This window comes from Lutispora sp. QWL-02 (assembly GCF_058315355.1).
In genome coordinates this window covers 713,179-732,703 of the sequence record NZ_CM177762.1, presented here as the reverse complement: position 1 = coordinate 732,703, position 19,525 = coordinate 713,179, and the positions used below count along the sequence as shown (strand labels likewise).

The 19,525-nt window shown below is 39.9% G+C and carries 16 protein-coding genes and 1 pseudogene; 7 read left to right on the top strand and 10 right to left on the bottom strand.

All coding sequences use genetic code 11. From position 1 onward, the window contains the following. Positions 1–133: 133 nt before the first annotated feature. The 4 genes and pseudogenes from AC4HCY_RS03185 (at position 134) to AC4HCY_RS03170 (ending at position 5,859) form a co-directional block, all read left to right on the top strand. Positions 134–2,326 (top strand): ABC transporter substrate-binding protein, encoded by a 2,193-nt coding sequence (locus tag AC4HCY_RS03185; RefSeq protein ID WP_491095366.1) that lies wholly within the window; start codon positions 134–136, stop codon positions 2,324–2,326. Positions 2,327–2,332: 6 nt separating this feature from the next. Next, positions 2,333–2,545: pseudogene (locus AC4HCY_RS03180) on the top strand (alpha/beta fold hydrolase); the annotation flags it as partial. A gap of 115 nt (positions 2,546–2,660) precedes the next feature. Then, positions 2,661–3,341, top strand: a complete 681-nt coding sequence (locus AC4HCY_RS03175) for an ABC transporter ATP-binding protein (RefSeq protein WP_323432912.1) — start codon at positions 2,661–2,663, stop codon at positions 3,339–3,341. A 4-nt stretch (positions 3,342–3,345) separates the two neighbouring features. After that, a complete protein-coding gene (locus tag AC4HCY_RS03170; RefSeq protein ID WP_323432911.1) occupies positions 3,346–5,859 on the top strand; it encodes an ABC transporter permease in 2,514 nt (837 codons plus the stop codon). Between the two features lie 44 nt (positions 5,860–5,903). On the opposite strand, the gene AC4HCY_RS03165 is transcribed toward AC4HCY_RS03170, so the two are convergent. The 10 genes from AC4HCY_RS03165 to AC4HCY_RS03120 all read right to left on the bottom strand — a co-directional run bounded on the left by AC4HCY_RS03165 (position 5,904) and on the right by AC4HCY_RS03120 (position 16,321). Next, positions 5,904–7,085: a cation diffusion facilitator family transporter gene (locus AC4HCY_RS03165; RefSeq protein WP_323432910.1), complete on the bottom strand. Its 1,182-nt coding sequence runs from the start codon at positions 7,083–7,085 to the stop codon at positions 5,904–5,906. Continuing rightward, positions 7,086–7,721, bottom strand: coding sequence for a response regulator transcription factor (locus AC4HCY_RS03160; protein WP_323432909.1), 636 nt, complete (start codon positions 7,719–7,721; stop codon positions 7,086–7,088). Then, on the bottom strand, positions 7,702–8,796 hold the full coding sequence (locus tag AC4HCY_RS03155; RefSeq protein ID WP_491095365.1) for a sensor histidine kinase: 1,095 nt from the start codon (positions 8,794–8,796) through the stop codon (positions 7,702–7,704). Before AC4HCY_RS03155 ends, AC4HCY_RS03160 begins: the two co-directional genes overlap by 20 nt. 220 nt (positions 8,797–9,016) lie before the next feature. Continuing rightward, a complete protein-coding gene (locus tag AC4HCY_RS03150) occupies positions 9,017–10,120 on the bottom strand; it encodes an ABC transporter permease (protein WP_323432907.1) in 1,104 nt (367 codons plus the stop codon). Next, on the bottom strand, positions 10,117–11,232 hold the full coding sequence (locus AC4HCY_RS03145) for an ABC transporter permease (protein ID WP_491095364.1): 1,116 nt from the start codon (positions 11,230–11,232) through the stop codon (positions 10,117–10,119). The genes AC4HCY_RS03150 and AC4HCY_RS03145 overlap by 4 nt, the downstream gene beginning before the upstream one ends. After that, positions 11,229–12,176, bottom strand: coding sequence for an ABC transporter ATP-binding protein (locus AC4HCY_RS03140; RefSeq protein WP_323432905.1), 948 nt, complete (start codon positions 12,174–12,176; stop codon positions 11,229–11,231). Before AC4HCY_RS03140 ends, AC4HCY_RS03145 begins: the two co-directional genes overlap by 4 nt. Before the next feature lie 96 nt (positions 12,177–12,272). Continuing rightward, entirely contained in the window at positions 12,273–12,986 is a 714-nt protein-coding gene (locus tag AC4HCY_RS03135) for a hypothetical protein (RefSeq protein WP_323432904.1), read from the bottom strand. Beyond that, the gene (locus AC4HCY_RS03130; protein ID WP_491095363.1) at positions 12,973–13,878 is read right to left on the bottom strand and encodes an ABC transporter ATP-binding protein; all 906 of its coding nucleotides are present in this window, start codon (positions 13,876–13,878) and stop codon (positions 12,973–12,975) included. Before AC4HCY_RS03130 ends, AC4HCY_RS03135 begins: the two co-directional genes overlap by 14 nt. After that, positions 13,875–14,249: a GntR family transcriptional regulator gene (locus AC4HCY_RS03125; RefSeq protein ID WP_323432902.1), complete on the bottom strand. Its 375-nt coding sequence runs from the start codon at positions 14,247–14,249 to the stop codon at positions 13,875–13,877. Before AC4HCY_RS03125 ends, AC4HCY_RS03130 begins: the two co-directional genes overlap by 4 nt. Positions 14,250–14,374: 125 nt before the next feature. Further along, positions 14,375–16,321 (bottom strand): PAS domain-containing sensor histidine kinase, encoded by a 1,947-nt coding sequence (locus tag AC4HCY_RS03120; RefSeq protein ID WP_323432901.1) that lies wholly within the window; start codon positions 16,319–16,321, stop codon positions 14,375–14,377. Between the two features lie 306 nt (positions 16,322–16,627). On the opposite strand from AC4HCY_RS03120, the gene AC4HCY_RS03115 reads away from it, so the two are divergent. Genes AC4HCY_RS03115 through AC4HCY_RS03105 form a run of 3 tightly spaced genes read left to right on the top strand, consistent with a single transcriptional unit; the run spans position 16,628 to position 19,508 of the window. Continuing rightward, positions 16,628–18,094, top strand: coding sequence for a spore germination protein (locus tag AC4HCY_RS03115; RefSeq protein WP_491095362.1), 1,467 nt, complete (start codon positions 16,628–16,630; stop codon positions 18,092–18,094). A gap of 14 nt (positions 18,095–18,108) precedes the next feature. After that, positions 18,109–19,311, top strand: a complete 1,203-nt coding sequence (locus AC4HCY_RS03110) for a Ger(x)C family spore germination protein (RefSeq protein WP_491095361.1) — start codon at positions 18,109–18,111, stop codon at positions 19,309–19,311. Then, positions 19,308–19,508, top strand: a complete 201-nt coding sequence (locus tag AC4HCY_RS03105) for a hypothetical protein (RefSeq protein WP_255227672.1) — start codon at positions 19,308–19,310, stop codon at positions 19,506–19,508. The genes AC4HCY_RS03110 and AC4HCY_RS03105 overlap by 4 nt, the downstream gene beginning before the upstream one ends. The last annotated feature ends 17 nt before the right edge of the window (positions 19,509–19,525 follow it).

Below are 19,525 nucleotides of genomic sequence, written 5' to 3'. Positions count from 1 at the left end.
CTTTTTGCAGCAAATATTTTGACTTCCATTCATTCCCTTATTTCGTATTTAGCGGTACAATAAATAAAACAATGAAATTTCTGATATTCAATTGACTAAATAGTATAGATAAATAAAGGGTAGGGGGATAGGTATGAAGTGCAAAAAAACGGTCAGTTTCATCAGCATTGCATGCATATTTGTGATGCTGTTTTCCCTGGCAGGCTGTAAAGCGGTTGACACACCAAATTCTAAGGATGCCATGGAAGAAAGCGCATATAGCTATGAGGCTTCAGACTTAAGCACTGCTATGGCGCTGCAGAACATTTCCAGCCCATGTATCAACAGTAAAGGAGAAATTGCAGTATTTGACGAGGAAAAGGAGAAAATACTTGTGCTTGATAAAAAAGGAGCATTGCTGCGGGAAATATCTGATACCTTTAAGGGAGGCATGTCTCTTGCATACGGCACCGGGGACAAGCTGTATGCCCTTTTACAATACTATAAAAGAAAGGGCAGCGAAATAACCGGAATGATCACGGAGCTGGTAATCTACGATGAACAGGGACAGAAATCCGGTGACAAGATTGAAAAGGAAGCAAGGGGAAACGCAGAGTCCTTCAAAGGAAAGTTCATAACTAAGATGATGCCAGATAAAAAAGGAAACCTTTATGTGCGTAAAAGTGATGGGACGCTCGAAATGCTGGACAAAAGCCTGAATATCATAAAAGCCTGGGATAGAGTTAAATATTCAGACTTGGCTGTAGATGAAAAGGACAATCTGATATTATTGCAAAGAAATACAGGCGGGAAAATCTATATACAAAAATTTGACGTGAAAAATGATAAAGCTATTTGGGAAAAGGAGCTTAAAGTTCTGGATGCACCGGATTATATATATTGCAACAGAAACTCAGGCAAGCTATACGGCCTGCAAGATGGAGTCATTTTCAATTATGATTCCAAGGGGGATGTTGACCGAAGACTGCTGGATATCAAAGAATTGTCCGCTTTTGATTATATAACTGGATTCCTGGTAGATGATGAGGAGGAGATATATGTCCAAAGCTATGATGATGAAAAATCAAATATCATCTGTTTTGTAAAGCAGGATGCAAGCGAGCAGCGTGCTGCAGAGGGAAATAAAAAGAGACTGATTATACACATGAGCTATGATTTTGGTAATGCTATCTCAAATGCTATTATACAGTATAAGAAAGAACATCCTGATGTTGACATAAAAATCAATGATATCCGTGAAATATCATTTGATGAAATGATACAGAAGCTGAATGCAGAGCTGATGGCAGGAAAAGGACCGGATATTATCTTTGGTGATTTTCCTATAGCTGATTACAAGGAGAAAGGCTTGATTGCAAACCTTAGTGAATTTATCGATAGAGATAAAAGCTTTAATATAAAAGACTATGATGAAAATTTAATAAATGCATCAAAAGCGGATTATGGACTTTACAGCATACCTGTTGATTACTATATAAACTGTTTTTTGGTCAACACCAAGCTGGTGGAGCAAAAGGAGATTCCCTTAAAGAAGGATATGACCTGGGAAGAGCTGTACACCGTGGTTAGAGAGGCTAACAGAAAGCCCGATACCAAGATTTATATGCTTCCTGAAATGGGGCCTCAAGCGTTATTCTATTATATAATTTACGGAGATATAGACTACTATGTTGACAAAGAAAATAGGCTTGCCAGATTTGACAGTCAAGAATTTATACGGGCACTGGAGCTTATGAAGCGTATCGATGATGAACATTTATTTCACCCTGATATAGACGGGAAGAAAATTATACACTCAGATGGGGAGTTTGCCCCGGAAGATATATTATTTATCCCTATCACGTTTGTTTCGTATAAGCAAATATATGAATGTGGCAAATATTATAATAGCTTTGACGTTATACCTGCTATCAGAGGATTGAGCACTGATATAAGAGAAGTGCGTGCCCGCAATATAGCCATCAACAGCAATTCCCAATATAAGGAGGAGGCATGGGAATTCATAAAGCTGCTTTTATCTGAAGAAATGCAGCTTAAACTTAGTGAGAGCAATAATTTACCTGTCAATAATAAAGCAGACGAAAGAAGCGAAGCAGATATGTTTAGCGATAAGGATGGAATGCCTCCCGATTGGTATAGGCCTACAGATGAGGACATGGATAATCTAAAAAGCCTTATGGCGGAAATAAACAAAATTGAGCCCTTTGATATTGAGTTGAATGAGATAGTACGGAATGAAGTGGAGCAATATATGAAAAATGAAAAAAGTGCCCAAGATACTGCTAAAGCGGTGCAGAATAAGGTTATGCTTTATTTGCAGGAGTAGGAAATTATGAAACAGTTTTTTATAAATAATAAAAACACAAAGGCACGGGTTTGTAAATGGGGAAGAAAAGAGAATCCTACAATTATTTATTTTCATGGATTGGGCGGCACCAGTTTGAGCTTTCTTGAATTAGGAGAACTCTTAAAAGATAGATATCACATTGTATCTATTGACTTGCCTGGCCATGGAAGAACACCGGCATTTTGCTCTTTGGAAGATGAAATAAAATCATATAAAGCAGATTTTGATGGCATTTAATTAAATACTTTATAGATTGATGGCATAATGATTAATAAAATTTTATAATGAACATTATAAATGTGAGGTTGTTTATATGAACATTCTGCGAACATCTAACCTATACAAAGTGTATGGAGATGGAGATGCCTCTGTGCACGCGCTTAGACCTACGGAAATAAGAATCGACAAAGGTGAATTTGTAATAGTTGTAGGGCCCAGCGGTTCGGGAAAAACCACATTGCTGAACTTGTTGGCGGGCTTAGATAAACCAACCGGCGGAAATGTACACATAAAGGGACAGAATATATTTGATATGTCTGAAACTGATTTAACAATATTTCGAAGAAAGAATATCGGATTTGTATTTCAATTCTTTAACCTCTTGCCCATTTTATCCTTAGAAGAGAATGTGGTTCTCCCTTTGCTGTTAGATAAGAAAGATATCGATTGGGCTTATATTGATGAACTGCTTGAAATCTTAGGAATAAAAGATCGAAGAAGACACTTGCCTGGGGCCTTATCAGGAGGGCAGCAGCAAAGAGCGGCGATTGCGAGAGCTTTATGCATGAAGCCTTCTATAATATTTGCAGACGAGCCTACTGGTAACCTTGATACTAAGAGCAGCAACGAAGTAATGGAGTTGTTTAAGAACTCAGTCAAAAAATATAATCAAACCTTAGTCATGATTACTCATAATCCGGAGATCAGTAAATTTGCTGATAGAGTACTGTTTATTGAGGATGGAATGGTATCAAATGGAAAGGTTATAGGGTGAGAAGATGATTACCAGTTTTATGCAACTTGTCCCCAGGTATTTGATGTATAATAAAAAGCGCACTTTGACCATATCATTTAGCATTATATTCTCTGTGACGTTGTTGACCTCTGTAAGTATAATCATAAATAGCTATAATGAGATGGCCATTTATGCTATGGGTCAAATGTTTGGAAAGTATCATGGAGAATTTATAAATATAGAATATGATAATTTAGGTAAACCCAAAAATCTTCCTATTATAAAAACTATAGGAACAACACTGAATTTAGGTGAGTATAAATCCGAAGAATATAAGCTGGATATAATCGGGTCAGATAATAATGCTATGGATATGCTAAATTGCAATATCATAAAAGGAAATTACCCTCAAAATATCAATGAAATAATGATGGAGGAGTGGGTAATAAACAAGATGGAGCCAAAACCAGCTATTGGGGATAAACTCAGCTTGGATTATGAAATGGTAAATACTAAGGGGCTTTCAATCGGGCGGTCAAAAACTGATTTTATTCTATCTGGTATTATGGAAAATTCATATGGCACATTAGCAGCAGATAAAGGAAAGGCATTTGTGACATTGCAAACTGCAGAGCAACATATTGAAAAGTACGATAGGTCATATAGACAGTATTTTGCTATGGATACATCGCCCAATATCAGGCAAGAGCTGGCCAAGGTTAGGGAATTGCTGAACAAAAGAGCTGAAAATGAAAATGTTTTCGGCGATTATAACGAAAATGAAGGTTATGTAGATTCATTAGAAAGTGCATATAAATCCAGAAAACTGACATTCTTTATAGATGCGATAGTTGCGCTTGTTGCAGTTATGGTAATCTTTAATGTCTTCAATATATCTATTATTGAAAGGCTTAAGCATTTTGGCTTACTCAGATCTATAGGAACAACCCCAGATCAAATAAAATATATGCTATTGGCTGAAGCGCTTCTGCTGGGGCTTATATGCATACCCATAGGCATAGCTGCCGGAGTGCTTGGAACACATTTGCTATTATTTATAACTAGTAAAATTGGACTTTTTAAATCAACTATCAGCATAAGCCTATTCAGTATCGTATTGCCGTTCATTATGGGATTTTTGTCTATATTGATAGCAGTATACAATTCGGCAAAATTGGGTGCGCGTGTATCCCCTATCGAATCCATAAATTTAGAAAGCAAGATCAGAAAAAAGCAGACTGATATTAAGAGCTTCTCAAATAAATTGATTTTATCTATATACGGGCAAACGGGAAAAATGGCGCTCACAAATATCGGGAGATACAAGAAAAGATTTTTTGCGACAATTATAACAATCAGTGTTAGCATCGCATTGTTTATAAGTGTATTCTATTTAATAAAAGGTCTTGATCCGGTGCATCAGATCAGTAATCTTATGACAGCAGACTATGTACTGACATACGAATTCAACAGGGAGAGGAATGGATATACCGAAGAAGCTATTAAACAGCTTGAAAGCGTAGAAGGCATAAAAATGTTCAATAAGCTGAAGTACATTAGTTGTAATATACATATAGATACCGATCTTCTTACTAAAAAGGGTAAGGAATATTATGAGAAGGAAGCAAAAACAAATGATTACATAAGTAACTTATTAAATAGAAATCAAGTCGATTTAGTATGTTTTGCAATAGGCTTAAATGAAGAAATATACAATGAGCATTTTAAGGATATGGAAGAAATAAGTAATTACAAGAGTCAAGGAGAAGCATTGCCCTATGCATTCGTAATGCAGAATCTTTCTCACAAAGACCATACCGACCTAAGCTCAGGGGATTCAGTGCTTATTGCTTTTCCGTATAAAGAAGATGATCGATGGAAGAAAATAGAGCAGGAATTTGTTATTATGGACACTATAGATACTCCACCTGTCGCCATCAGCAAAGGCAATGGCTCTATCGCTATTTTTATGAAGGAAGAGTTCTTAGAAAAATACTATTCAATTAATGGATATCAAAAAATTGAGATTTATCTTGAGAATAGCGCTGATATGAAAGAAATTGAGGAAAGGCTTAGAGGGATAGCTTCATCTCAAAAGTATGGAAAGCTTATTTCTTTTTGGGAAGATTTAGAAAAGATAAAAAAACTGCAGACACAATTAGCTTTAGTTTTATATAGTATAGTGGCAGTTGTTTTTTTGGTCAGCTTAGTGAATATTGTAAACACAATGAGCATGAACATAATATTGAGGAAAAAAGAATTTGGAATACTTCGTGCTATTGGGGTAACAAAGCCGCAGTTGAGAGAGATGATATTTAAGGAAGGACTGCTATATGGAGTGATTGGCTCTCTGTTCGGAAGCCTTATAGGTATTGGTCTGATATATATAATTTATTACTTTGCAAGAAGAATATTATATATAGAATTTCGGATTGATTATCTGTCTATTTTATTTACATCGGTAACTACAATCATACTATGCATCACCGCTACGCTAATTCCTATAAAAAAAGTAACCTCCGCAAGTGTTATTGAATCAATAGGTGCAGTAGAATGATGAGCCATCGGGGACGTGAGCCACGAAGAACCATCCCAGGCGGCTCATTTGAGCAGTGAATATTGCCGGTCGACGGTTATGATGGCATCATAATTGGGATGCCTCTTCTTTATTGCTTTCTTGACTTCCTCCACCAGATTTTTTTCATCCTTTTCCACAAAGTCATAGGGCACTACCATGTCAAATACAAGATTCATATGCTTTTCTCCCCCAACTATGCGGAAGTCATGAATGGTCAATTCCTGAGGGAAGTCTTCTAATATCTCCAGCACCTGAAGCTGGGCTTTCTGCACCAGCCTGTCGTCTGTGTTTATGGGGTCCATATGTATGACAACATGTATACCCAATTCCTCGGATATTTCCTTTTCCGCCAGGTCTATAATATCGTGGGCTTCCATGATGTCCATGTTGTAGGGTATCTCCGCATGTATGGATGCTACGACTCTCCCGGGTCCATAGTTATGGACGATCAGGTCATGTATTCCGATAATAGCCTTATAGGAGAGGGTCTTATCCATTATTGCCTTGACGAGCTCTTCGTCAGGAGCATCCCCTAAGAGAGGATTGAGCGTATCCTTTATGAGGTTGAAGCCGTTATAGAGTATAAAAACGGATACAACCAGGCCTACATAGCCGTCAATAGGGAAGGCTATCCATATAGATGCTGCAAGGGACAATGCTACTACAGAAGTAGCGATCACGTCGCTGAGACTGTCAAAGGCAGTAGCTTCCATAACCTTTGACCCTATGGCTTTCCCGATGATCTTATTGAAAAAGCTGAGCCATACCTTGACTAGAATTGAAGCTACTAAAATTGCAAAGGTATATACGTCAAAGCTCAAGGCTTCAGGATTCATTATCCTGCTTATTGAGCTTTTTACAAATTCAAAGCCTACCAGCATGACCATAAAGGAGACCACCAAAGCCGCGATATACTCAAATCTCCCATGACCGAAAGGGTGCTCCTTATCTGCGGGCTTTCCGCTCATCATAAAGCCAAAAATCGTCACTACCGAAGATGCTACATCCGACAGGTTATTGAAGGCGTCTGCCATGACGGCTATGCTGTTCAGGTACAGCCCGATGGCAAGCTTCATGGAAAAAAGCAAGATATTGGCCACTACGCCGGTAAAGCCGGTCAAATACCCGTATCTTTGCCTTACTTCTCTGTTCTTTGTATTTCTGTAATCCTTAATAAAGGTTCTTATCAAAAAATCTGTAAACAATCAAACATCTCTCCAGTCATAATTCTTCAGATAATAAATAGCTAATTGGGTCCTGTCCCTCAGCTCCAGCTTTTCCAAAAGTGCTGTGACATAATTTCTTACGGTGCCCTCGCTCAGATATAGTTTTGCCGAGATTTCCTTATTTGATAAGCCTTCCGATATAAGTCTCATGACTGACCTTTCCCTTTCGGTCAGATCTGCATGAGGCTTGCTTCGCTTTTCTTTCTCCATCATGGATGCCAGAGCGCTGGCTATGTCTTTTTGAAATACCGCATTGCCCTTATATACTGCCCGCAAGCAGTCCACTATGCTGTCCGAGGATTGATTTTTAAGTATATAGCCTTCTGCACCGTTTTTTATTGCCTCCCTGATATATTCATCATCCTTGAAGGTTGTAAGGATGACGACCTTCACATCCTTGAAGCTATTTTTGATCAGCTTGGTTCCCAGTACGCCGTCCATTATAGGCATCCTGATGTCCATCAGCACCACATCAGGCATTTCCTTCCGGCAGATATCAAAAGCTTCCTGCCCATTGGAAGCAACGCCTGAGATCTGGATATCCTCTTCCATTTCCAAAAGAAGCTTCAAGCTTTCCCGTATCAAAGCATCATCATCAGCAATCAGCACTTTCAATGACAGCACCTCCAACATTAACAGGTATAATACATACTATTATAAAGCCGTCCTCACCGCTTACGGATATGACTCCTCCCGCATAATTCAGCCGCTCCCTCATTCCGCTCAGGCCAAGCCCTTCTTTGATGTTTCTGCATCCCTTTCCGTTATCCTTTATATACAGCCTTACATAGCTCTCGTTGGCCTCTATGCTTATATTTACCTTTGTAGCACCGGAATGCTTCGATATATTGGTCAGGGCTTCCTTGATATTATGGCTGAAAATTTCAATGTGATGAGGCTTTAACAGCGACATGTCACCCTTCTTATAAAACTCTACGGGGCAATATTTAAAATTATACACCGTTCTTTCTATATGATCCAGGCCCAAAGCTTCTTTGGGTTTGATATTATGCACGGTCTCTCTCAAGGTCACTATGGCATCGGATAGACCCCGGACGGAATTTTGCAAAAGCTCGGCAGATTTGACCGTATCCTTATCCTTCAGCTTCACTGAAGCCTGAAGCTGCATCATGATGCCGGCCAGGCTGTGACCTACGCTGTCATGTATTTCTCTGGCTATCCTATTCCTTTCCCTTAATTCCGTCAGATGCTCAATCTCCCTGAAGGCATTCAACGCTTCAGCTTTTGCTCTCTCCAGCTCATATCGCAGCTGTCTTTCCCGGTCATAAGCCTCCCGGTATAATACCTCCCTTTCCTTCATCCTTCGGCTTATATAGGCAAAGTATCCGCATAGGACCAGAAGCATTGAGTAGCTTGTAAAGCCAAAGGGGTTCAGGATGACTATCCCGGGAATTATTAATAGTCCGGATATATAGTAATATCCGGACTGCACAAGATCATAGGCGATTATTGGATAGAGATAAATATATGAGGTTTCTTTTGCAGCCAGCAGCAATATGCATACAGATTCTCCGATTATAAGCATAGGACTGTTTTTATATTTTTCTCTGAATATATTGGAAGCGATCAGCAAAAGCATAAGGGCCACCTCTGCAAATCCAGCTTCGCCTCCGATTATCTCCATCACTATCACATGCGAAAAAAGCAATATCTTAATCACATAGTTCATACCAAAACCTCAGTAACTTGCTGATAGCATCTGTTGTGTCAGCTGAAAGGCTCCTTCACAATACACTCTTATATCAGCTATTATAACAGATTTTAACTTATTACAGCAAAATCATAGTTACTAATTGCATAATACCCCATAAAATTTTTATCTTCAATACCCTAAGTGTTAATCCGTGTAAAAATCCGTGTCTTTCAGTGGTTGACCTTCCCCTAAGCTGCTATGCTAAGCTGTTAGTTCTGGCTGAGCCTAAAAGGAAAAATACCAGTGAGAACAGCAGCAGTATCCCTATTTCAATGCCAACGGATGCTATATTTCCGCCTGCAAGTATCTTTTCCATGCCCTGCAAAGCCCAGCTGACGGGTACAAAGCTGCTTGCCCTCTGGAGCACCTCAGGCATGATCCATTTATGCCAGAAGCATCCTCCCAGCATGGACATGGGTATTACTATCAACGGTGTTACAGAGGACACCTGCTTCAAGGTTTTCGATAAATTCACTATGGCCATCCCCATAGATACCGACACAACAGAATATATGAAAGTAAAAGCGATCAAGCTGATGATCGAAGCGCCAAAATCCATTTTAAATATTAATGCCATTATAGCAAATAACGCCAAAATCTGAATCCATATCACGGCGAAGAAGCTGAGCACATTTTCAAGGGCATACCTTCTCAGGCTTAACCGGGACACCAAGATTCTTTCATAGGTTTTAAATTTTTTGTCCTCTGTGATCAACGATGCAGCATTTACGGATAAATACATCATAAACATCACCATATACCCCAGGCTTTGCAGCTCCTTGCCGGATTTAGAAGGGGCATTGGAAACATCTTCATAGGATGCTTTAACATTCCCCTCCAGATAGTATCCCATCCCTCTTTCAAAGCCGTCTGCGTCACCTCCGGACGCCCCGGCAATGGCTTTGGCCGAGCTCACAAAGCTGTTGATGTAAAGCTTTGCAGGGATAGAGGCGTTATAATCCTTTATGCCGTATCCTTCTATCCGGGCATCTTCTCCTGCTATTATCCCCTCAGTAAAGCCTTTATCGATCTTTATGACATATTCCACCTTGCTATTTAAAAGCTTATCCTTTATCTCATCCTCTTTCAGCATGACCACTATACAGTTTTTTCCCAGGCCTTCCATCAGGTGTCCGGTCAGAAAGGTGCCGTCATTATCAACCACTCCGACTCTTACGGGAAAGTTCCCGTTTCCTGCAAATATGGATAATGCTATGAATGTTACCGGCAAAATTACCATCACGATAAAATTAAATTTATCCCTCAGCAGTCTTTTCAAGTTATTCCTCAATATGCTCAAGCCAGATCCCTCCTTCCCTTTAAAGCACTCAAAGCAAACAGGAGCAAGGAAGCCGCCCACAATATCAGCAGATAATTCCTTGTCTGTATCATATTCCCTTCAAAGATAGTATTGAGCATGATCCTCTGGCCTATATGATTCGGCGATAAAAAACTCAGCTTTTCCATTGCAGGCGACATATATTGAACAGGTATATATCCTCCGCCCAAGAATGTGAATACAGGCACCATGATGCTTAAAAGAGCCTGGGTTTTGTTTTCATCCCCTATCAGCATAAAGCCGGCTATCCCCAGACCCGCTGCCAGCACCGACAGGGAAAGGCATGCGAGCAGTATGACCGGTATGCGGCTTCCCCAGCTTACATTGTAAGCATATTTTGTAAACAGTATTATTACTGCCCCGTCCAGCACCAGCGTCAGTATTGTTCCTGCAACCTTCCCTATATATATTTCATAGGAAGCTATGGGAGCTGATTTCAGCCTTATCTCGGTTTTATAAAACCGCTCCTCGGACATAGCTGCACATCCATAAGTAGTGCCGTACATCATGGTCATGATGAGCATGGACACAGCATAATAATCCAAGGCACTGGGTACCTTACCGTCAGTGCCGACGGCTTCTTCCCTGATATTTTGAGTAAAATGGGCGCCGGATGCTTTGCTCCCCAGCTTTGCATAAGCATACTCCGCATTGGCAGATTTAACGAAGCTGTCTAAAACATTTTGTACGACAGAGTCTTTAAATGGGTTTGAATTGCTTTTATATACCTTTATTTCTCCTGCAGATCCCTTTTCCACATGAATAAGCGATACGGCTTTATCTTGCTTTACCCTATCCATGGCTTCACTAAAGTCATCGACTCTGTCTATCTCCATTATCTTCTTGATATCAGGGCTGAGCAAAAAGCTCTCCAGACCTGCTGATAGTTCACCGCTATCCTCATTCACCAGCACCACTTTGACAGGGTCTATGTTTTCTATTTTAAAGGAGCCTGAAAGGGCAGAGCCCAGTATGAATATGGTCACTATGGGCAAGGCCAGCATGGTGCTCAGGTTCCTATAATCCCTGATATTCCTCAGCGCCGTATAATAAGCTATATACAAGGCTTTCATACCGCGGCCACCTCATCCCTCAAGGTTCTGCCCGTCAATGTGAGAAATACGGTTTCCAAATCCGGCTTTTCCGAAGCTAAGGATATTATTTGGGAATCTGAGCTTAGGATGCACTGTATCAGACCGCTCAAATTATTGCTGCCTTTTTTGGATATTATGGTGACCCTATTCCCCGCCATGCTGCAATCTATAACGTTTTCTACCTCTTTAATCCGCTCCATCACCGTATAATTTACGGCATCCAATTCTATGACCGTCCTCTCTTCCACGGCCACAAAAGCCTTCAGCTCTTCCTTGCTGCCTCTGGCGATTATTTTGCCGTGGTCCATGATAGCTATATCGGTACAGAGCTCCTCCACCTCCTCCATATAATGGGAGGTGTATATTATGGTAGAGCCGTCCTTCCTCATTTTTTTTACAGATTCCAAGATATGATTTCGCGACTGAGGGTCTATGCCTACCGTAGGTTCATCCATGATTATGAGCTTGGGCTTGTGCACTAAAGCACAGGCAATGTTGAGCCTTCTTTTCATGCCTCCCGAGAATTTCCTGGCCTGTTGCTTTCGCCTTTCTATAAGCCCGGTAAATTTTAGGACCTCCTCCACTCTCTCCTTTAGCAAAGCACCCTTTAAATCATAGAGCCTGCCGAAAAATTCTACATTCTCATAGGCTGTCAGATCCGGATATATGGCAATTTCCTGGGGTACGATGCCTATATCGCTTTTGATCTCAGAGGCGCTTTTCTTCATGTCCTTGCCGAATATGGTTATATCGCCTTTATCCGCAGTATTTATTCCTATTATGGTATTTATGGCAGTGGTCTTGCCTGCTCCGTTGGGTCCCAAAAGCCCGAATATTTCTCCTTCTTTTACACCGAAGCTTATATTATCCACAGCAAGGGTCTCGCCATACCTTTTTATCAGGTTTTTTACTTCCAAAATCATTTCAAAACCCTCCTAATGCTTTCTACCATAATATTAAGCCAAAACAGCGCCCACTTCCAATGACAAAAATAATGAGATGATATGACAAATGTCATATCATCTCTTGACCTGGCTGACCCTGGCCATGGGATATATTATGATGTAGCATACAAGAAAAACCATCAGAGAGAACAGCAGCATTTTTAAGGCGCCTCCGCTGCCTATAAAGCTCAATACAATGAATTTCAGAGCGTCAAAAACTGCCATCCTAACCCCGGGTATAAACATGAGCAGCATCATTACCGCACCCATACCAAACAGGAACATCATACCCTTCAAATAGTATATGCTTGCGATAAGAGCAGATATAGCCGCCGCTGCAAGAGTGATTGCAAAGCAGAACAGCAGGCTTGACAAAATATTGCTCAAGCTGGAGGCCACTGCCATATTGCCTATGGAGCTTTCCGTAAATCCCAGCATTTTATATACCAAACGCTCAAATATGGACAAAATGCTGAAGATAACGGATAAAACAAGAGACAGCAGCATGTTATATGCCGCAAAGCTAAAAACAAAGCTTTTCCTCGTGCTCCCCATATTCAAAATATAGGGCAGTGTTTCATTATAGGCCACCATACTGCTTATGGCACCGAAGATAACTACTGCAGCAATATTATTGGTCGTGAACTTATCTGTATACCCTTTGCTTCTTAGATACAGTGCAATACCAAATCCGAAAACAGTGATGGCAAGTATTATGGACCAGAATATGACAAATGACTTTTTAGAGTTTATATAATGCATCTTCAGTTGAGTTTTAATATTGCTCATCTACGTCACCCCTTTTAATCATTTTTCCACCGGTAAGATGTATGAACAGCTGCTGCAGCGAAATAGAGCTTATGCTCAGATCGTCTGCTTCCATAGCTTTTATTTCCTTTTCTGAAATATCATCGAATACTGCTGCTGCTATGTTTTTACCAAATTCATCAATGTTTAAGATCGTTTTGACGGAAACATGCTTCTCCACCTGCTCTTTGATACCGCTTACATAAAAAGCTTTTTTCTTTACATCATCTGAATTTCCCTCCAGCTTCACGCTTCCTTTGTGTAGGATTATTACTTCTTCCAGCAGGTTGCTTACCTCATCTATAAGGTGAGTGGACAGTATTATGGTCCTTGGATTTTCCGTATAATCCTCTATCAATACATCATAAAACAGTTGTCTGCCTGCAGCATCCAATCCGATGTATGGTTCATCAAAAATAGTTATAGGGGCTCTGCTTGATAATCCCACAATTATTCCCAGCTGGGATTTCATCCCCAGGGAAAGGTTTTTATAGATTTTCTTTTCGTCCAGCTCGAACTGATCAGCAAGCCTTTCGGCAAAGCCTTTATCCCAGTTTGGGTAGAAGGAGGATGCGATGCTCAAGGCATCAATGACTTTGATGTCCTTAAGAAACATTCCGCTCTCTTTGACCATACACAAATTTTTCAGCGCTTTTTCATTCTCATAGGGAGCTTCTCCCAATATTTTGACTTCTCCGCCATCGGGAAATATCTGAGCGCTGATTATATTGAGCAGAGTACTCTTACCCGCTCCGTTTCTTCCTAACAGACCGTATATCTTATTTTCTTCTATCCTGAGGCTTATATCGGATAACGCTTTTGATTTGCCGTAAGCCTTTGAAATGTTCATGCATTCAATAGCATATGCCATCATTTATCTCCCCCTTCATAGCTTCTGATTATATCCAAAAGCTCTTCCTTCGTAATATTGAGCTTTCTTGCTTCATGAATCAGCTTGGTGATATACTCTTCAACAAATATCCTCTTTCTCTTATCCACTATGCGATCTTTGGCACCTTCTGCCACAAACATCCCAATCCCTCTTTTCTTAAACAATATTCCTTCTTCTACAAGAAGATTTATTCCCTTCGCTGCAGTGGCCGGGTTTATACCATAAAGCTTTGCAAACTGATTTGTGGAATATACCTGCTCCCCCTCGTTTAGTGCACCGCTTATCACTTCGTCTTCTATGGAATCAGCAATCTGCATATATATTAACTTGCTATCATCCAAAGGCATCTTCATTGAAACACCTCCTCACTTATTCGGTTAATTGGTTATGTAACTAAGTATATACCTCGTGATTTTAATTGTCAATAACTGCATCTTAATTTTCTATCAAAAAATAAAAAAGGAGCCAATCGGCTTCCTCAAGAATATATATCAGAAAACTCTACTTGTATCCTCTCAATATGTCTTACCTTTGCCGCCCGCTCTTTTTTGTGAGATTCATGGCTTTCATTTGTGGGCAGCTCTATTATAAATTCGCTGCCGCGGCCCGGCTCGCTTATCAAATATATCGTACCGCCATGGATCTCTACCAAGGACTTCACCAGCGAGAGCCCTATGCCGCTGCCTTCATGGTCTCTGGTAAGGGACTTGTTCACCTGCCTGAAGCGCTCAAAAATCATTCCCTGCTTGTCTTCAGGTATTCCGATCCCCGTATCCTTAATGCTTATAAATATGCTGCTGCCCTTGTCGGTAAGCTTTACGCTTATCTTACCCCCGGGTTTGGTGAATTTGACTGCGTTGGAGATCAGATTCAGCATTATACGCTCCATCTGATCCGGATCACATTTTATTATTTTTTCCTCCGTATCCGTATCAAATTCCAGACTAAGGCCTTTATCCTCTATATAATCGGATGCAGAGAGAGTTATATCTTCTATAATGCTTACAATATTGTAGCTTTCCAGGTTTACATCAAAATACCCAGCATCAATTTTAGTTATATCAATGATATTGGTCACGAGCCTCAGAAGCCTATAGCAATTCTGCTTCATAAGGCCTATATACTTATCCATATTTAAATCCTTCTTGCTGCCGTTCTGATTATGTATGTCAAGAAGCTGCAGCGTACCCAGTATCACATTCAAAGGTGTCCTCAGCTCGTGAGAGATATTTGCGAAAAACTCATTTTTGATCCTATCATATTCTTTTGCCTCCACCAGAAGCCTTTCATTTTCTTTCATGGCTATTTTGAGTTCTTCGGATCTCTTTCTCTCCGTGATATCACGTATTATGGCCATTACCTGAATGTCATTGCCATTGTTGAACCCTATGTTTATCATCTCCACATCCGTTTCAATCCGGTTATGAGATATTATTTTCACATCAAAGGGCATGCCAGCCTGGTTAAGATTCACACAGGCCCTTCCGATCTGGCTTTTTACATTGTATACATAGTCCGAATGTATAAATTCATACAGACTCTTCCCTGTCACATCCTCCGCTGTCAGCTCGCCCAGCAGCTTTACACCTGTGTTATTGACAAAGGTAATGGTATCGCCCTCATGAATTATAACTGCATCCGGGCTCAGCTCCACCAGGTTCCGGTACTTATTCTCGCTTCTTCTGAGCTCTTTCTCTTTATTTTTTAACTCTTCTCTCATTATTTTCTGCTCTGTTATATCCACCAGATACCTGAGCAGATATATTATCTCTCCATCGTTATTTTTTACAGCAGAAACATTGCAGAATAACCAGATCAATTCCCCGCTCTTCTTGTAAGCCCTTTTTTCCATACTGTATGTTTCCTTATGACCGCTAATAAGGCTATGGAACAGCTCTTCTTCCAATGCGGCATCCTCGGGATGAGTTACATCCCAGTAATGCTTATTGAAAAGCTCATTTTTCGTATAGCCCAATAGTGAGCATAGGTTTTGAGGCACCTTTATATACTTTCCTTCCGGAGATGTGTTGCAAATCATGATATCCGATATTTCCTCGGCCCGGGATGCAAACAAGCAGCTCTCCTTGAACCTTTCATAATAGCTTATATACCTGTATTGCATGATGCCTGCGAGCACTCCTATGCATATCATAGACAGTATATCCAGCAAAAATTCATAGTGTGAAATGTCGTAAAGGCTTGGATCTTGAACCCGGCCTCTCCTCAAATTGTACATATATAATATGGTGATGATAGTGCTCCCCACGCCCGACAATATCCCGCCTTTATATATGGAAAATATGATAAGCATTGCAAATATCCCAAAAATAGTAGATAATCTATATGAAATCTCCGTTGACTCCAAAAACATTATAGCTAATATCGTGGCTGCTATACCCATAAATCTGTTAATTTTGTTTGTCATAGCCTTCCTTCACCTCTACAAACATTCCTGTAAATATTTGTAATATTATAACTAATTCTACATATTTTTGCATTATCCTTCATTTATTTATCGCAAATTCCGACGATATATGCAAATTTATCTGCCATTTTTCCCCTAAATTCTATTTGATATGCATACTTCTTTTTTATTCTCACCCGTCAGAAGCTATGCAAAAGCAACATTCGTGATTTTCACGGCTGTTTTTTTATTTCATCTTCTTATGTATATGTGACGCATAAAAGCCGGTGCTTTAGCAGATAATTTTTGAAAGGAGAGAAATATAATATGGGCAATGAGAATATGGAATTAAATACCGCAAATTTGATAGCTCTAATCGGTCACAGCAGCGATATATACTTTAAAGATATCTATGCAGGCTCAGAGAAAGCTATAAAAGTGACCCTTGCTTTTATTGACGGGCTTATCCAAAAGGAGTACCTAAGCAATTTCATTCTGAAGCCTCTTCTAGAAAGCCCTTATTTACGCTGTGCAAAAAAAGAAGAGGAAATAATAGATCTTATCGAATCGGGCAGCTTGTATTTCCCAGATGAAAAAAAACTTTTGGATATAGACTTTGTTGCTTCTGATATACTCAACGGGAATGCCGTTCTGATATTTGATAAAAACGCCGCAGCCTTTTCCTTCAACGTTCAAGGCTTTGATACCAGAAACATAACAGAACCTTCTAACGAAAATGTGATCAAAGGCCCGAAGGATTCCTTCGTAGAGACCCTGTCAACTAATATTGCTACCATAAGGAGAAGAATAAAGACCATAGATTTGACCATTAAAGAAATAATAATAGGGAAACAGACAAAAACTCCTATCGGAATATTGTATATTAGAAATCTTACAAATGAAAGCATGGTAGATGAGATAACAAAAAAAATTCGGTCTATAGATGTGGATGGAGTACTGACCACTTCTGTCATAGAAGAGCGCTTAAGGAGCAATAAGTTCTCTCCCTTTCCTCAACTGCTGTATACCGAAAGGCCTGATAAATTTTGCTCCAACTTGCTTGAGGGCAGAGTAGGCATATTGATAGACGGTCTCCCTGTAACGCTGATTGTACCTGCTACCTTTGTGCAATTTATGCAAGCGCCTGAAGATTATTCCCAAAACTTCATCTATAGCTCTGCCATAAGGCTGCTGCGTTTTATGCTTACTGCACTTACTCTTTTTCTTCCCGGCTTTTATATAGCTGTAACCTCCTTTCATCAGGAAATGATACCTACGCAGCTTGCCTTATCAATACAAATTTCCAAAGAAGGAGTGCCTTTCCCCTCCTTTATAGAGACTTTAGGGCTCCTGATAGCTTTTGAAATACTGGTAGAGGCAGGGATCAGGCTTCCCAAAACCATAGGCCAGGCCTTATCCATAGTAGGGGCTGTCGTAGTAGGGCAAGCGGCGGTGGATGCTAAACTGGTATCCCCCGCTGTAGTCGTTATGATAGCCTCAACCGCCATATCCAGCTATGTCATGCCCAATCAGGACTTTTCCAATGCTATCAGGCTGTGGCGCTTCATAATCGCAATAGCAAGCAGCATTGCGGGATTGTTCGGCATGAGCATTGCAGGTATTTTGCTGATATATCATCTATGCACCATAGATAATTACAGCGTGCCCTACCTATCCCCCTTTGTCTCGACGGATTCGATGCAGTTCCAGGATACTTTTTTCAGATTGCCTTTATCCTTTATGAAAAACAGGCCTGCCAATCTGAAGACCAAAAATAATAAAAGGCGGAATTAGAGGTGCTTTCAGGTATGAAGAAATTAATAGTATTAATATTTATATCCCTTTTTCTTACCGCCGGCTGTACCAAATACAGCTTTGGAAGGACCGAAATAAATAAGATACTTTTCGTCAACGCTGTCGGAATAGATAAGGCAGAGGATGGCAGTGAGGATATCATTGTTTCGTCAGCCACAAAAAATATTAATCCGGCCTCAGGGTCAAGGGAAGGAAGCAGCGGTTCCAAAACAAAGACCAATATACTGACGTCAAGGGGAGCTACAACAGCTGAAGCCATTAGAGACCTTTCCGCTTATTCGGATAAAAGAGTCTTTTATGGCCATGCAGAATATATACTGATCGGAGAAGAGGCAGCTAAAGATGAAATCTTGAAGTATATGGATTTTTTTGCCCGGGACCATGAAATAAGATTAAATTCCAAGGTTTTAATCGTTAAAGGCTATACAGCTTTAAATACTTTAAGAAAAATAGGGGATGAAGATGTGTTCGTGGGAGATTTATTGGAAAGCCTCTTAAGCAACCAGGATAAACTTTCGATATCGGATGAAATAAACCTGGTTGATATAATGAATATGTTTGATTACACATATATGTCACCATATATCCCATGCATAGAAATCAAAAGTGGCAACTATGAGAATCCCAGTGAACAAGGCCGCAAAGACAGACTTAAGCTGTCCGGCTTCGCATTATTCAAAGGGGAAAAGCTTTTCGGATATATAACTGATAAAATGGCAAGAGGCTTTAACTGGGTAAGAGGAAAAATAAAGTCGGGAATAATTATAGTAAAGGAGCCCGGAGGCCAGTCTGTTTCTCTTGAAATAATAGAAAGCAAAACAAAAATCATACCAAAGCTGACAGATGGCAAACTGAATATTGCAATAAATATTAAATTATCATCCAATGTAATGGATATAAAGGGTACTAAAAATATTTTCAAAAAGGATATCTTGAATTTTCTTGAAAAGCAGCAGGAAGAAGAAGTAAAAAAAGAAGTTCAGGATATATTATCCTTTGCAAAAGAAAATAATATGGATATATTCCCCATAAGCTATGAAGTATATCGAAAATATCCGGTTCTATGGGAGAGCATAAAAAATGATTGGAATAAAATATTCCCGGATCTTAAAATATCTGTGAATATCGATTCGGTTATAAACAGAACCTATGATATCGAAGAACCTATAAGAAGCGGGTACGGGGTGGAAAAATGATTTTTTGGCTGATTTTGATAGCTGTCATATCTCTGTATGACATCAATTATATGAGCAGCAGAAAGCTGTATAAGGAAATGGCCGTATTTCTATTGTTTGCCTTATCAGCCGCCGCTATGGCTTATTTGTACACAAGGAATCCTTACAGCATAAGCATAGCGGAATTTGCTCTTAAGCTATTCCGATATAAACAATGAGGGAGGTTTATTATCAT

Excerpts from the sequence above, each read along its gene's own strand:
- AC4HCY_RS03185 (WP_491095366.1), top strand. The coding sequence starts at position 134 with ATGAAGTGCAAAAAAACGGTCAGTTTCATCAGCATTGCATGCATATTT.
- AC4HCY_RS03175 (WP_323432912.1), top strand. The coding sequence starts at position 2,661 with ATGAACATTCTGCGAACATCTAACCTATACAAAGTGTATGGAGATGGA.
- AC4HCY_RS03170 (WP_323432911.1), top strand. The coding sequence starts at position 3,346 with ATGATTACCAGTTTTATGCAACTTGTCCCCAGGTATTTGATGTATAAT.
- AC4HCY_RS03155 (WP_491095365.1), bottom strand. The coding sequence starts at position 8,796 with ATGAACTATGTGATTAAGATATTGCTTTTTTCGCATGTGATAGTGATG.
- AC4HCY_RS03145 (WP_491095364.1), bottom strand. The coding sequence starts at position 11,232 with ATGAAAGCCTTGTATATAGCTTATTATACGGCGCTGAGGAATATCAGG.
- AC4HCY_RS03140 (WP_323432905.1), bottom strand. The coding sequence starts at position 12,176 with ATGATTTTGGAAGTAAAAAACCTGATAAAAAGGTATGGCGAGACCCTT.
- AC4HCY_RS03135 (WP_323432904.1), bottom strand. The coding sequence starts at position 12,986 with ATGAGCAATATTAAAACTCAACTGAAGATGCATTATATAAACTCTAAA.
- AC4HCY_RS03130 (WP_491095363.1), bottom strand. The coding sequence starts at position 13,878 with ATGATGGCATATGCTATTGAATGCATGAACATTTCAAAGGCTTACGGC.
- AC4HCY_RS03125 (WP_323432902.1), bottom strand. The coding sequence starts at position 14,249 with ATGAAGATGCCTTTGGATGATAGCAAGTTAATATATATGCAGATTGCT.
- AC4HCY_RS03120 (WP_323432901.1), bottom strand. The coding sequence starts at position 16,321 with ATGACAAACAAAATTAACAGATTTATGGGTATAGCAGCCACGATATTA.
- AC4HCY_RS03115 (WP_491095362.1), top strand. The coding sequence starts at position 16,628 with ATGGGCAATGAGAATATGGAATTAAATACCGCAAATTTGATAGCTCTA.
- AC4HCY_RS03110 (WP_491095361.1), top strand. The coding sequence starts at position 18,109 with ATGAAGAAATTAATAGTATTAATATTTATATCCCTTTTTCTTACCGCC.
- AC4HCY_RS03105 (WP_255227672.1), top strand. The coding sequence starts at position 19,308 with ATGATTTTTTGGCTGATTTTGATAGCTGTCATATCTCTGTATGACATC.